The sequence below is a fragment of the Amycolatopsis sp. YIM 10 genome (assembly GCF_009429145.1).
Lineage (GTDB): Bacteria > Actinomycetota > Actinomycetes > Mycobacteriales > Pseudonocardiaceae > Amycolatopsis.
Genome location: NZ_CP045480.1, coordinates 3,890,617 through 3,904,792, shown reverse-complemented (window position 1 = coordinate 3,904,792; position 14,176 = coordinate 3,890,617). Strand labels below are relative to the sequence as shown.

Genomic DNA, 14,176 nt, shown 5'->3' with positions numbered 1-14,176 from the left:
CGGCTCACGCTCCCGCGAGTTCGGCCGCGCGCCGCGCGGCGGAGTCCATGGTGTCGGCCCGGATCAGCCCCGGCAGGGCCGCGCGGTCCAGGATTTCGCGGCCCGCCTCGGCGTTGTTGCCGTCCAGGCGCACCACGATCGGCCGTTCGACGGTGCCGAGCAGGTCGAAGGCCTTGACGATGCCGTCGGCGACCGCGTCGCAGGCGGTGATCCCGCCGAAGACGTTCACCAGCACGCTGCGCACATCCGGATCGGAGAGGATGATCTCCAGCCCGGCCGCCATCACCTCGGCCGAAGCGCCGCCGCCGATGTCGAGGAAGTTCGCCGGCGCCGCACCGGCCCCGGCCACGACGTCCAAAGTGGACATGACCAGCCCGGCGCCGTTGCCGATCACGCCGACGTGGCCGTCGAGCTTGACGTAGTTGAGCCCCTTGGCCTTCGCCGCCGATTCGAGCGGTTCCTCGGTTTCGGTGTCCACCAGGTCGGCGTGGCCGGGATGGCGGAACGCGGCGTTGCCGTCGAGCGTGACTTTCCCGTCCAGCGCGACGATCCGGTCGTCACCGTCGCGGGCCAGCGGGTTCACCTCGACCAGCGTGGCGTCCTCGCCGACGAAGACCTCCCACAACTTCACCAGCACCTCGGCCGCGGTGTCGGGCAGCCCGGCGGCTGCCGCGATTTCCTTGGCCTTGGCCAGATCCACGCCCTCGATGGCGTCGATCGGGACCCTGGCCAGCGAATCGGGGTTCTCCTCGATGTCCACCCCGCCCTCGGCCGAGGCCAGCGCGAGAAAGGTGCGCCCGGCCCGGTCGAGCAGGTAGGACACGTAGAACTCCGCGCGGATGTCCGAGGCCGGGGTGACCAGCAGGCGCCGCACCACGTGCCCCTTGATGTCCATGCCGAGAATGGCTTCGGCGTCGGCCCACGCGGCTTCGGGAGTCCTGGCCAGCTTCACTCCCCCGGCCTTGCCGCGCCCGCCGGTTTTCACCTGTGCCTTGAGGACCACGGGAGTGCCGAATTCCGCGGCCGCGTCGACGGCGGCGCCGGGGGCGGTGACCACGCGCTGCGGGCCGACCGGAACTCCGTGCGCCGAGAACAGCTCCTTGGCTTGGTACTCGTACAGATCCACGATCTGTAGACTGTATGCAGTATGTAGCTTCGTGTCCAGGGGCTGTCTGCTCATACACGGTTACCGACCCAGGTCAAGGCTGTATCGCGGGGCCGCGCTGTGCTGGGATCTGGCGCATGAGTCGGCTGGTTCGCGCGGGCGCGATCGCGGTTAGCGCAGTGGTTCTCTCGGGCTTGGCAACACCGGCAGCGGTCGCGGAGCCGGTCGGTCCCGGCGCGCTGTCCCACTTCGGCCTGGCGCGGAAGGACTGCCTCGGCACCGCGCGGAACACCACCAGCAAGGTCTGGTTCACCGTGGCCGGCGGGGTGCTCTCCGACGTCTACGCCCCGGCGATCGACAACACCAACGTCGAATCGCTGCAGTTCGTGGTCACCGACGGCCGCACCTTCACCGATCTGCAGAGCCGCGACACCACCTACACCGTGCGCTCCGCCGGGGCCGGCGGCATGGCCTGCGAGGTCACCTCGACCGCGCGCAACGGCCGCTACCGCCTGATCACCGAGTACCACACCGATCCGGCGCGCGACAGCGTGCTGCTGCGCACCCGGCTCGAACCGTTGACCGGGTCCGGCGCGGACCTCAAGGTGTTCGTGCGGTTCGACGCGAACATCAACGGCAACGGCGGTGGCGGCCCGGTCAACGGCGGTGCCGACAACGCTTCGGTCGACGCGGCCACCACCGCGCTGGTCAGCTCGGACCCGGAGACGCGGAGCAGCGCGCCCGCCCGCGACTACGGCACGCCGCTGGCCGCCGCGCTGCGTGCCGACCGGAATTTCCTGGCCACGGTCAGCGGTTTCGCCGGCACGCCGACCGACGGGCTCGCACAGCTCGACAAGCACCGAAGGCTGACCTACCGCTACCCGTCGGCGACCGGCGGGAACGTGGTGCAGACCGCCCAGCTCGACCTCAAGCCGAACCAGCCCGCCACGCTGTCACTCGGTTTCGGGCGGAGCGCGCAAGCCGCGATCGACACCGCCGGAGCCAGCCTGCACACCCCGTTCGACCAGAGCAAGAAGGTCTACGCGCAGGGCTGGGACGACTACGACCGCAGGCTCAAACCCCTGCGCTCGGGCAACACCAAAGACGCTGAGGCCTACAAGTATTCGGTCAACGTGCTGAAAGCCAGTGAGGACAAGACTTTCCCGGGCGCGATCGTGGCCTCGCTCGGCAGCCCGTGGGGGCAGGCGGTCAGCGCGGGTGACGCGCCAGGGGGACTGCCCGTCTACTTCGGCTCCTACCGCGAGATCTTCGCGCGCGACCTCTACGAGAGCTTCTCCGGTCTGATGGCCGCCGGTGATCCGGACACCGCCAAGGCGACCGTGCGCTGGCTGTTCGAACGACAGCAGCAGCCCGACGGCCGGTTCCCGCGCAACTCCCTGCTCAACGGCAAGAAGGCGCCCGACTCCGGCGGCGACCAGCTCGACGAAACCGCGTACCCGATCCTGATGGCGCTGCAGTCGGGCGCGGATTCCGGTCTGTACGACCACATCCGCCGCGCCGCGGACTTCCTGGTCGCGCGCGGCCCGTCCTTCGGCAGCGAACGCTGGGAGGAGCAGAGCGGCCACTCCCCCTCCACCATCGCCGCCCAGATCGCCGGGCTGGTCGCGGCGGGCACGATCGCCGAGCGTAACGGCGATCCCGCCCGCGCGCGGCTGTACCTGGCCACCGCCGACCACTTCCAGCGCGGCGTGAAGGCGTGGACGGTGACCACCACCGGCCCCTACGGCGACGGCCGGTACTTCCTGCGGTTGAGCAAGAACGGCCATCCGAATTCCGATGTGCGGTACAACCTCGGGAACGGGTCGATCACGGTGGACCAGCGCGAGGTGGTCGACGCCGGGTTCCTCGAACTGCCCCGGCTCGGCATCCTCCCGGCGAGCGATCCCGACGTGGCGCGCACGCTGACGATCGTCGACCAGATCCTCAAGCGCGACACCCCGCGCGGGCCCGGCTGGTACCGCTACGGCACCGCGGCCGAAGGCAGCGAGGACGGCTACGGCGACTGCTACGAACCGGATCCGACGGACTGCGGCCCGACCGGCAGGCCGTGGCCGGGACCGAACACCGGTTCCGGGCACCTGTGGCCGGTGCTCGCCGGGGAACGCGGTGAGCACCTCGTGCAGACCGGTGACCGCCAGGGCGCGAGCGCGCTGCTGGCCGCGATGCGCGGGCAGGCAACGGGTTCCGGGCTCATCCCCGAGCAGATCTGGGAGAACGCCCCGGTTCCGGCGTCGCCGTCCGGCACCGATCCGGCGATCGCGTCGATCGGGTTCGAAACCGGTGGCGCCGCCGGTTCGGCGTCCCCGCTGAGCTGGGCGCAGTCGGAGTCGATCCGGCTGGCGCGCAGCATCGACGTGGGGAGGCTGGTCGAGCAGCCCGCCGAGGTGCGCGGGCGCTATGTCGACCGGACTCCGCCCGCCGCGGTGCCGGTCACGCTGAGCGCGCCGGACACCGTCTCGGCGCCGAGCTCCACCGTCACCGGGACAGCTCCCCCGGGCACCACCGTCGACCTCGCCGCCTCGCCGACCGACACCGGCGGCGCGACCACGGTGTTCAGCACGACCGCCGACGCGGACGGGCGGTTCGAGGCCGAAGTGCCGACGCCATTGGGCGCGACCGTGGTGACCGTGACCGGGGGGACCGTGACCGGGGGGACCGGCCACGCCCAGCGGGTGATCAGTTCCGACTTCGTCTCCGGCACGGTGCTGCTCGACGTCACCGATCCCGAAGGCGACGACCACGGACCCGGCACCTTCACCTACCCGACCGCGGGCGACTTCCACGACGGTGCCTTCGACCTCCGGCGGTTCCAGGTGATCGACACCGGCGACCAGCTGGTCCTGCGGGCCGGGCTGCGTGATCTGACGCCGACCTTCGGCTCACCGCTGGGCGCGCAGCTGCTCACGCTCTACGCGCACGACCCGGCCGCTACCGGCGCGACCACCGCGCCGTCCGCCAGCCGCAACTACTCGCTGGCCGAAGAAGACGCCTGGAGCAGGCGCATCGAGGTGCAGGGCTTCGCCGACCCGTCCTTCGTCGGTGCCGACGGGGTTTCCCTCGGCGCCGCCTCGGTCCAGGCGAGCCAGGCGTCGCGGACGATCACCGTCAGCGTGCCCAAGAGCGCGTTCGGCACGCCCGGTCCGGGCTGGAAGTTCGCCGTCGTCCTCAGCGGGCAGGACGGCAACAGCCCGGACCAGGCGCGCCCGTTCACCACGACCGCCGGGCCCTACACCTTCGGCCTGTGCGCCGCCGGTGGCTCGGGCCCGGTCTGCGCCGCGGACCCGGCCACGGCGCCGAAGGTCATGGACGCGCTCACCCCGGCGGGCGTCGAGCAAGGGGTGATGCTCGACTTCACCCGCGGGCCGGTGCTGCTCCGCGGCGTGCCGCTGGGGTGAGCGCGGGCCTGGCTCAGCAGGTTGTTCAGCAGGTGAGGTTGCCACCCGGGTCGACGCCGAGCACCGCGGCGAAGTTCTGGTACGCGGTGACCCGGCTCTGGACCTGGCCCGGGTTCTTGCCGTCGCACTCCAGGGCGCCGTTGATGCTGCGGATGGTCTCGCCGAAGCCGCGGCTGTTGACCATCGCGTCGTGCGGGGTCATCGTGCCGGGGCCGGTCTGGGTGTTCCAGTACCAGAGCCCGGTCCGCCAGGCCACCGCCGCGTCGTTCTGCACCAGGTACGGGTCGTTGAGCAGATCGATGCCCAGCGCGTCACCGGCGGCCTTGTAGTTGAAGTTCCAGCTCAGCTGGACCGGGCCGCGGCCGTAGTAGGCGGCCTGCCCGGCCGGGCAGCCGTAGGGCTGGGTGGCGTCGCAGTAGTGCGGGTAGTTGTCCTGGTTCTGCTCGACGATGTGGACCAGGCCACCGGTTTCGTGGTTGACGTTGGCCAGGAACGCGGCGGCCTCCTGCTTCTTCACCGTGTCACTGCCCGTGTTGGCGAACCCGGGGTACGAGCTCATCGCCGCGGTCAGCCCGCTGTAGGTGTAGAAGGGATTCCGGTTCGGGAACATCTGGTTGAACTGGGCCTCGCTGACCACGAACGCCGCGGCGTTCACGTCATCGGTGCTGGTCTCGGGGCCCGCCGAAGCGACCGAGGGGACCACGACCGCGAGCGCGCCCGCGGCCAGGGAAGCCGCCACCACGGCCAGCTTCCGGTGAATGGACTTGCGGATGGACATAGTGCCTCCATGCCAGGTGGGGACCGGCTGTCGCGGCCGGTCCGCGTCCGGACACGTTCCGCGACCTGCTACGCCAACCGACCGTGGACTAGACCAATGTCCCAGTCAAGCCGGACGGCGCAGCTTGTCCGGTTTTGTCAGAAGATTCCCAACCGGATGCATCTCGTTCACCAACATGTCCACAGTGGACGGACAACCACCGGGCGGAACACCTGAACGAATCCGTGGAAAAGTACTGGCGAATCCCCCGGTACCTGGTGTTCAACGGTTTCGAAAGCCGCGTTTCCGGCTATTCCCGCCGGCAGCGCCGACCGAAGGAGCCAGGGATGGGAACCGACGAGCGAAGAACCGCCACCGCGCTGAAAGTGATCTATCTCGGCGATTCCGCGCCGATGCGCGAGCTGGCCGCCTGGGCGCGGCGCCACGGCGTGCTCGAGGCGGCCGAGGTGGAGGAGGGGGTCATCTGCGGCGTGGTCGACCAGAAACTGCTGCACGGCGACGGGCCACTGCTGAGGCGGCTGCGGGAACGGCACCTGCCCTGCCTGACCATCTCCCGCGGCTGGTGCTTCCTCGCCTCGGCGATCGGGCAGGGCGTGCGGCCGGTGGCCTGACCAGCCGGGGTTACGATCACCCGCATGCGTGACGACGAGCACTCGTTCGTCGAGATCGCCTGCGACGAATCCGGTTCCGAGGGCGAGAAGCTCATCGGCGGGGAGACCGACGTGTTCGCGCACGCCGGGGTGCGGCTGAGCCCGGCCGCCGCCGGGGAGTGCCTGCGGGAGATCCGCGAGCGCATCCGCTCCCCCGCGCTGGAGTACAAGGCCAACCACCTGCTGCGGTCGAAGCACCGGCCGGTGCTGACCTGGCTGCTGAGCCCGGACGGTCCCGTGCACGGCCTGGCCGAGGTGCACCTGACCGACAAGGCGTTCTTCACCGCGGGCCTGCTGGCCGATCTGCTCGGCGAGGACAAGGAACGCCTGCACGCCGATGGCCTGCGCGCGTTCGGCGCCGCCGGGTGGACGCGCGTGCTCGGCGCCTTCAACGACTCGATCCGCTCCACCAACCGGCAGCACCCGGTCGACTCACTGGCCGAACTGGTGGCCGGGACCGGCCTGGCGGACCGGCTCCGCCAGGCCGATGTGGCCGCGTGGCGCGACGGGGTGATCGTGAACCCGCTGCTGCCCGCCCTCGCCGAAATCGTGCGCCGCGCCGGTCACGGCGGCCGCGGTGTTTCCGTGGTGCACGACGAACAGCCCTCGCTGACCGTGCGGCGCATCGCCCAGGTGCGCGAGCTGATCGGGAACGTCCCACTGCGCCTGCGCTTCGTCGACTCCCGCGCGGACGCCAGGGTGCAGGTCGCCGACTTCCTCGCCGGGGTCGCCAGGAAAATCGCCTCCGACGAGCTGAACGGGCGCGGCGACGCCGAACTGACCGCGTTGCTGCGTCCGTTCACCGCGCCTTCGGCCGCCTGGTGGAACGGAGTGCGCCGGGCATCGTGCCGTGACCTCCCCGTGGGAGGATGACGCGGTGACTTCCGACCTGAGGGCGTCCGACGAGGGCCCGCCGCTGACCGTCCGGACGGAGCGGCTCGGCGCCACGGTGCTCGTGGTGGTGGGCGGCGAGATAGACCTGCTCACCGCGCCCCGCGTCCGGGAGGCGGGAGCCGAAGCGCTGGCCGAGGGGCCCGCGCGGCTCGTGCTGGACCTGACCGGCGTGGTCTTCCTGGCCTCGGCCGGGCTGGAGGCGATGATCTCACTGCACGAGGCCGCCGGGGACGCCGCCGAACTGCGCGTGGTGGCCGGTGGCACGGCCACCCTGCGCCCGCTGGAGATCACCGGCCTGACCGACGTGCTCGACGTCTACCGGACCCGCGAGGAAGCCCTCGGCGAAGATTGACCTTTCCGGTCGATTCCAGCCATCCCGAATCGGCCGGGGCGGCGGTAAGTTGAACCGCGGTGCCGCCGGTCACAGCCGGCCGATTCGAAGCGGGGTTGTGCCATGGGTGAGGCGACGATCAGTGAAAACCGCGCACCGCACCGGGCCGAGCAGCCGGAACTGCGCCAATTGCTGGCGGGGCTGACCGCGGTCCGCGACGGCGATTTCGGTATCCGGCTCCCGGACGACGCCGACGGCCTGCTCGGGGAAATAGCCACCGTGTTCAACGGCATGGTGGACCAGCTTTCCGTGTTCACCTCCGAGGTCACCAGGGTGGCCCGCGAAGTGGGTACCGACGGGCGCCTCGGCGGGCAGGCGCAGGTACCCGGGGTTTCGGGCACCTGGGAGGACCTCACCGATTCGGTGAACGCGATGGCGGGCAACCTCACCACGCAGGTGCGCGACATCGCGCAGGTGGCCACCGCGGTGGCCAGTGGTGATCTTTCGCAGAAGATCGACGTGGACGCGCGCGGCGAGATCCTGGAGCTGAAGGAAACCGTCAACACGATGGTCGACCAGCTCTCCTCGTTCGCCGACGAGGTCACCCGCGTCGCCCGCGAAGTGGGCAGCGAGGGCCGCCTCGGCGGGCAGGCGCAGGTACCCGGGGTCGGCGGGGTGTGGCGCGATCTCACCGATTCGGTGAATTTCATGGCGGGAAATCTCACCGACCAGGTGCGCAATATCGCGCAGGTGACCACCGCGGTGGCCAAAGGTGATCTTTCGCAGAAAATCGACGTGGACGCGCGCGGCGAAATCCTGGAACTCAAGAACACCATCAACACGATGGTCGACCAGCTCTCCTCGTTCGCCGACGAAGTCACCAGAATGGCGCGCGAAGTGGGTACCGAGGGAATTCTCGGCGGCCAGGCCGACGTGAAGGGCGTTTCCGGGACCTGGCGCGATCTGACCGACTCGGTGAACTTCATGGCGGGCAACCTGACCGCGCAGGTGCGCTCGATCGCCCAGGTCGCCACCGCCGTGGCCCGCGGTGACCTCTCGCAGAAGATCACCGTCACCGCGCGCGGGGAGATCCTGGAACTCAAGAACACCATCAACACCATGGTCGACCAGCTCTCCGCCTTCGCCGACGAAGTCACCCGCGTCGCCCGCGAAGTCGGCACCGAAGGCCGTCTCGGCGGGCAGGCCGACGTCAAGGGCGTGTCCGGCACCTGGAAGGCGCTCACCGAATCGGTGAACGTGATGGCGGACAACCTGACCGCGCAGGTGCGGTCCATCGCGCAGGTGACCACCGCGGTGGCCAAGGGCGACCTGTCGCAGAAGATCCGCGTCGACGCGCGCGGGGAGATCCTGGAGCTGAAGGAAACCATCAACACGATGGTCGACCAGCTCTCCGCCTTCGCCGACGAAGTCACCCGTGTCGCGCGCGAGGTCGGCACCGAGGGCAACCTCGGCGGGCAGGCCACCGTGCGCGGGGTGTCCGGCACCTGGGAGGACCTGACCGACAACGTGAACGTGATGGCGTCGAACCTGACCGGTCAGGTGCGCTCCATCGCCCAGGTCGCCACCGCCGTCGCCCGCGGCGACCTCTCGCAGAAGATCACCGTGGAGGCCAAGGGCGAGGTCGCCGCGCTCGCCGGGGTGATCAACACGATGGTGGACACGCTTTCCGCCTTCGCCGACGAGGTCACCCGCGTCGCCCGCGAAGTGGGCACCGAGGGCATGCTCGGCGGGCAGGCTCAGGTGCCGAACGTGGCGGGCACCTGGAAGGACCTCACCGACAACGTCAACTTCATGGCGAACAACCTGACCAACCAGGTGCGCAACATCGCCCAGGTGACCACCGCGGTGGCGCTGGGCGACCTGACCCGCAAGATCGACGTCGACGCGCGCGGTGAGATCCTCGAACTCAAGACCACCATCAACACCATGGTCGACACGCTTTCCGCGTTCGCCGCCGAGGTGACGCGCGTGGCGCGCGAGGTCGGCAGCGAAGGCCGTCTCGGCGGGCAGGCCGAGGTCGAGGGCGTGTCCGGGACCTGGAAGCGGCTGACCGAGAACGTCAACGAACTGGCCGGGAACCTGACCCGGCAGGTGCGCGCCATCGCCGAGGTGGCCAGCGCGGTGGCCACCGGCGACCTGACCCGGTCCATTTCGGTGGAGGCCTCCGGCGAGGTCGCCGAACTCAAGGACAACATCAACTCGATGGTGGAGTCGCTGCGTGAGACCACCAAGGCCAACCAGGAGCAGGACTGGCTCAAGTCGAACCTGGCCCGCATCTCCAGCCTGATGCAGGGCCGCCGCGACCTGCGGGTGGTCGCCGAGCTGATCATGGACGAGCTGACGCCGCTGGTCTCGGCCCAGTACGGCGCCTTCTACCTGGCCGAGGACTCCGCCGACGACGTCGGAGAACTGCGGTTGATCGGCGCGTACGGGCACCCGGCCGCCGGCCGCGAGGTCCGCTTCCGCTTCGGTGAGTCGCTGGTCGGCCAGGCCGCCCGCAGCAGGCGGACGATCGCGGTGGACGAGATGCCCGCCGGATTCATCGCCATCTCCTCCGGGCTGGGCCAGACCGCGCCGACCAATCTGCTTGTCCTGCCGATCGTGGTGGAGGACCAGGTGCTCGGCGTGATCGAGCTGGCCTCGGTGCACCGGTTCACCGCCACCCACCGGGACTTCCTCGACCAGCTGATGGAAACCGTCGGCGTCAACGTGAACACCATCGTGGCCAACTCCCGCACCGACGAGCTGCTGGGCGAGTCGCAGCGACTGGCCACCGAACTGCAGTCGCGCTCGGGCGAACTCCAGATCCGGCAGGAGGAACTGCAGCGGTCCAACGCCGAACTGGAGGAGAAGGCCGCGCTGCTGGCCAGCCAGAACAGCGACATCGAGGCGAAGAACCTGGAGATCGAGCAGGCCAGGCAGGAACTGGAGACCCGCGCGCAGCAGCTCACCATCGCCTCGAAGTACAAGTCCGAGTTCCTCGCGAACATGAGCCACGAGCTGCGGACCCCGTTGAACAGCCTGCTCATCCTGGCGCAGCTGCTGGCCCAGAACCCCACCCGGAACCTGACCTCGAAGCAGGTCGAGTACGCCGGGATCATCCACTCGGCCGGCTCGGACCTGCTGCAGCTGATCAACGACATCCTCGACCTGTCGAAGGTCGAGGCGGGCAAGATGGACATCAGCCCGGAGCGGGTCCCACTGCGGCGGCTGCTGGACTACGTCGAGGCCACCTTCCGGCCGCTGACCACGCAGAAGAACCTGAGCTTCCGGGTGACCACCGCGCCGGGAGTGCCGGTCGACCTGCTCACCGACGACTCGCGGCTGCGCCAGGTGCTGCGCAACCTGCTGTCCAACGCGGTGAAGTTCACCGAGGAGGGCGGCGTCGAGTTGCACATCGAGCCGGCGGCGGCGCCGGAACTGCCCGCCCAGGTCGGCCACCACGGCGCGGCCATCGCCTTCCGGGTCACCGACACCGGCATCGGCATTCCCGAGCAGCAGCTGCAGTCCATCTTCGGGGCCTTCCAGCAGGCCGACGGCACCACCAGCCGCAAGTACGGCGGCACCGGGCTCGGCCTGTCGATCAGCCGCGAGATCGCCTTCCTGCTCGGCGGGGTGATCACCGTGTCCAGCACGCCCGCCCACGGCAGCACGTTCACCCTGTACCTGCCGGTGGCCCGGCCGGACTTCGAGGAGATCTCGCCGGTGCCCGCGCCCGCCCCGGCGCCGCCCGCGGTGTCCTCGCCCGTAGTGTCCTCGCCCACGGTGTCCGCGCCGTCCCAGCAGCGGCGGCTGCTGGTGATCGAGAAGTACCCGCGCGGCCTGCTGTCGCTGGTGGCCGAGAGCGTGCTCGCCGACCTGGCCGAGGTGACGGACGTGATCGAGACCCGCGGACCGGTCGAGCTGGTCACCGTGGTCGGTGCCGAGGAGGCCGCCGCCACGCTGGCCTCGCAGGCGTTCCACTGCGTGGTGCTGGAACTGGACATGCCCGACGGCGCCGGGCTGCGCTTCCTCGCCGCGATGGACGGCGATTCGGCACTGCGCGCGGTCCCGGTGCTGGCCCACCACAACCGGCGGCTCGGCGGGGACGCCGAACGCGCGCTCCAGGCCAGAGCCAGCACCCAGCCGCTGGAACTGCTGTCCAGCCTGGACGAGCTGCGGGAGCGGATCGCCCTGCACATGACCGCCGAGCAGCCCGGCGACGTGCTGCCGCTGGTCCGCGCGCGGGCCTCCGAATCACCGAAGTCGCCGCGTGAGGTGGACCGGCGCGTGGCCGGGCGGACCGTGCTGGTGGTCGACGACGACACCCGCAACGTCTTCGCGCTGACCAGCATGCTGGAGGTGCACGGCCTGCGTGTGCTGCACGCGGAGAACGGGCGCCGCGGGGTGGAGACACTGCTCGAGCACCCGGAGATCGACCTGGTGCTGATGGATGTGATGATGCCGGAGATGGACGGGTACGCGGCCACCGCGGCGATCAGGGCCATGCCCGAGCACCGCGAGCTGCCGATCATCGCGGTCACCGCCAAGGCGATGCCCGGTGACCAGGAGAAGAGCCTCGGCTCCGGTGCCAGCGACTACGTGACCAAACCGGTGGACTCGGCGCACCTGCTGGCCTGCATCCAGCGGTGGCTGGAGGACTAGATGCCGGGGCGCCCGGAGGAGAACGGGGACACTTCGAACCTGAGCAGGCTCGCGGCGACCGTCGAGCGGCTGCGGGCCGAGGTCCGCCAGGCGCACGCCGGGACCGAGGGCCGCGCGCTGGTCGAGCTGGCCAAGGGCATCCTGGTGGAAAGACTCCACTGTGGACCGTCGCAGGCCGCGCGGCAGCTGGCCGAACTGGCGGAGCGGGCCGGGGTGCCGCAGCTGGAACTGGCCGCGGACATCATCAACCAGTCCGCGCGGGACAAGCTCGGCGAAGCCACCGGCGAGCTGATGGAGGCGGCGGTGGATGACCCCGGCCCGTCGGCCGCGGTTCGGTTGCGCAGCGCGGAAAGCGGCGTTTCGGTGGCGTCCGACGCGCAGGCCGTCGCGGAGTCGCTGCTGGCGCACGCGCTGGCTCCGCTGGGCGCGACCGCGGTCGCCATCTGGGCGGCCGGGGCGGACGCTTCCCTTTCACTGGCGGGTTTCGCGGGGCTCAGCCCGGAAGAGGGCCGGCGGTGGCGCTACGTCCCACCCGGCCTCGCCACGCCCGCGCGCCGCGCGCTCGCCGAACGCCGCCTGGTGTGGCTGGAACACCTCGCGACGCCGTCGATCGGGCACCGCGAGGTCTCCGGGGCGCGGGTGACCGTGCCCGCCGACGCGGGCGGGCGCATCCTCGGCGTGCTGGAGATCTGCTGGCCGGAACCGCTGGCCAGGCAGTCGCGGCAGATCGAGCGGCAGATCGAGGCGCTGGCCGACCTGTGCGCCCGCACGCTGGACGCCCCGGCCACCGAAACCGCGCCGTCGGACGAACCCGGCGTCGCCCGGCTGGTGTCGGTCGCCGACGCGGTGCTCGACCCGGCTCTGGTGCTGCTGCCCGAACTCGGCCCCGACGGGGGGCTGCTCGACTTCCGCATCCACCACGCCAACACCGTCTTCGCCGATCCGGCCGGACGCCCGCGCGGCGCCGTGGCCGGCGCGCGGCTGCTCGAGGTCTACCCGATGGTGGCCGGGAAGAGCGGGCTGTTCGACAAGGTCGAGCACGTGCACGCCACCGGGGAACCGTTCCACGCCAAGCAGACCACGCTCACCACGCTGGTCGATCAGGTGCCGGTGACGCTGACCGCGGGCATCAGCGTCAGCCGCCACGGCGGGGCGGTGCTGCTGATCTGGCGGGTGCAGGACGAGACCGCGCGGCTGGCCAGCCTGCTCCAGCACGCGCAGCGGCTCGGCCGGATCGGCGGCTTCGAGGAGAACGCGGTCACCGGTGAGATCGCCTGGAACACCGAGGTCTTCACGCTGTACGGGCTGCCGGTGACGGCCGAGCCCATCGCGCTGCAACGGCTGGCCTCCCACGCCGATCCCGACGACGCGATCGCCATCGGCCGGTTCCTGCGCACCCTGCTGCACCACCGCCGTCCGGCGTCGACCGCGTTCCGGTTGCAGCGGCCGGACGGCATCTCCCGGCACATCCGGGTGATCGCCGATCCGGTGCTCGACGCGGACGGGCGGCTGCTCACCGTGCGCGGGGCGTACCAGGACATCTCCGCGCAGCACTGGACCGAGGTGGCGCTGGCGGCCACGCGGGACCAGCTCGCGCACACCGAGCAGCAGTCCGCCGAGCGCAACCGGCTGGCGCTGCACCTGCAGCGCGCGATCATGCCGACCGCGCCCGACCCGATCGCCACCGCCGGGCTGCACGTGGCCGTGCACTACCGGCCTGCCGAGAACGACCAGCTCGTCGGCGGCGACTGGTACGACGCGGTAACCCTGCCGTCCAAGCAGATCCTGCTCTCGGTCGGCGACATCGCCGGGCACGGCATCGAGGCGGCGACCGGCATGGTGGTGCTGCGCAACGCCCTGCGCGGGCTCGCCGCCACCGGCGCCGGTCCGGCGCAGCTGCTGACCTGGCTGAACCTGGTGGCGCACCACCTGGCGAAACGCGTGATCGCGACCGCGGTGTGCGGCATCTACGACCCGGCGACGCGCGTGCTGCGGTGGGCGCGCGCCGGGCACCTGCCGCCGGTGCTGATCCGGCGGCAGCGGGCCAGCTGCCAGCCGATGATCGGCGGCATCCTGCTCGGTGCCACGGCGCTGGCCGAGTACGAGGAGCAGAGCGTGCAGCTGGCGCCGTCGGACATCCTGCTGCTCTACACCGACGGCCTGATCGAGCGGAAGGGCCGCTCCATCGACGAGGCGATCACGCAACTGCTCACGCTGGCCGAGGCACCGGCGGACTCGCTGCAGGGCAAGCTCGACCACCTGCTCACGCACAGCAACGCCGACACCGACGACGACACCTGCATCGTCGGCATCCAGCTCGACTGAGTCCGCCGGGGC

At 70.7% G+C, this 14,176-nt stretch carries 8 protein-coding genes; 6 read left to right on the top strand and 2 right to left on the bottom strand.

Annotation, left to right across the window (positions count from 1 at the left end; genetic code table 11):
• Positions 1 to 4: 4 nt before the first annotated feature.
• Entirely contained in the window at positions 5 to 1,126 is a 1,122-nt protein-coding gene (gene sucC, locus YIM_RS18840; protein ID WP_153031599.1) for an ADP-forming succinate--CoA ligase subunit beta, read from the bottom strand.
• Between the two features lie 173 nt (positions 1,127 to 1,299).
• Here sucC and YIM_RS18835 point away from each other — a divergent pair, with 173 nt between their 5' ends.
• The gene (locus tag YIM_RS18835; protein ID WP_228004817.1) at positions 1,300 to 4,521 is read left to right on the top strand and encodes a glucodextranase DOMON-like domain-containing protein; all 3,222 of its coding nucleotides are present in this window, start codon (positions 1,300 to 1,302) and stop codon (positions 4,519 to 4,521) included.
• Positions 4,522 to 4,546: 25 nt separating this feature from the next.
• Here the strand turns inward: YIM_RS18835 and YIM_RS18830 are convergent, their stop codons facing one another.
• The gene (locus YIM_RS18830) at positions 4,547 to 5,299 is read right to left on the bottom strand and encodes a chitinase (RefSeq protein WP_153031597.1); all 753 of its coding nucleotides are present in this window, start codon (positions 5,297 to 5,299) and stop codon (positions 4,547 to 4,549) included.
• Between the two features lie 326 nt (positions 5,300 to 5,625).
• Here YIM_RS18830 and YIM_RS18825 point away from each other — a divergent pair, with 326 nt between their 5' ends.
• From YIM_RS18825 to YIM_RS18805, 5 genes are all read left to right on the top strand, one after another.
• Positions 5,626 to 5,910: a hypothetical protein gene (locus YIM_RS18825; protein ID WP_153031596.1), complete on the top strand. Its 285-nt coding sequence runs from the start codon at positions 5,626 to 5,628 to the stop codon at positions 5,908 to 5,910.
• Positions 5,911 to 5,934: 24 nt separating this feature from the next.
• Complete coding sequence (locus YIM_RS18820; RefSeq protein WP_153031595.1) at positions 5,935 to 6,822, top strand: DUF3800 domain-containing protein; 888 nt, start codon at positions 5,935 to 5,937, stop codon at positions 6,820 to 6,822.
• 4 nt (positions 6,823 to 6,826) lie between these two features.
• Positions 6,827 to 7,195 (top strand): STAS domain-containing protein, encoded by a 369-nt coding sequence (locus YIM_RS18815; protein ID WP_194240209.1) that lies wholly within the window; start codon positions 6,827 to 6,829, stop codon positions 7,193 to 7,195.
• A 102-nt stretch (positions 7,196 to 7,297) separates the two neighbouring features.
• Positions 7,298 to 11,839: a HAMP domain-containing protein gene (locus YIM_RS18810; RefSeq protein WP_153031593.1), complete on the top strand. Its 4,542-nt coding sequence runs from the start codon at positions 7,298 to 7,300 to the stop codon at positions 11,837 to 11,839.
• Positions 11,840 to 14,164, top strand: a complete 2,325-nt coding sequence (locus YIM_RS18805; protein WP_153031592.1) for a SpoIIE family protein phosphatase — start codon at positions 11,840 to 11,842, stop codon at positions 14,162 to 14,164.
• Positions 14,165 to 14,176: the final 12 nt, after the last annotated feature.

Coding starts and splice junctions, on each gene's coding strand:
- YIM_RS18825 (WP_153031596.1), top strand. CDS start 5,626: ATGGGAACCGACGAGCGAAGAACCGCCACCGCGCTGAAAGTGATCTAT.
- YIM_RS18830 (WP_153031597.1), bottom strand. CDS start 5,299: ATGTCCATCCGCAAGTCCATTCACCGGAAGCTGGCCGTGGTGGCGGCT.
- YIM_RS18820 (WP_153031595.1), top strand. CDS start 5,935: ATGCGTGACGACGAGCACTCGTTCGTCGAGATCGCCTGCGACGAATCC.
- YIM_RS18810 (WP_153031593.1), top strand. CDS start 7,298: ATGGGTGAGGCGACGATCAGTGAAAACCGCGCACCGCACCGGGCCGAG.
- YIM_RS18805 (WP_153031592.1), top strand. CDS start 11,840: ATGCCGGGGCGCCCGGAGGAGAACGGGGACACTTCGAACCTGAGCAGG.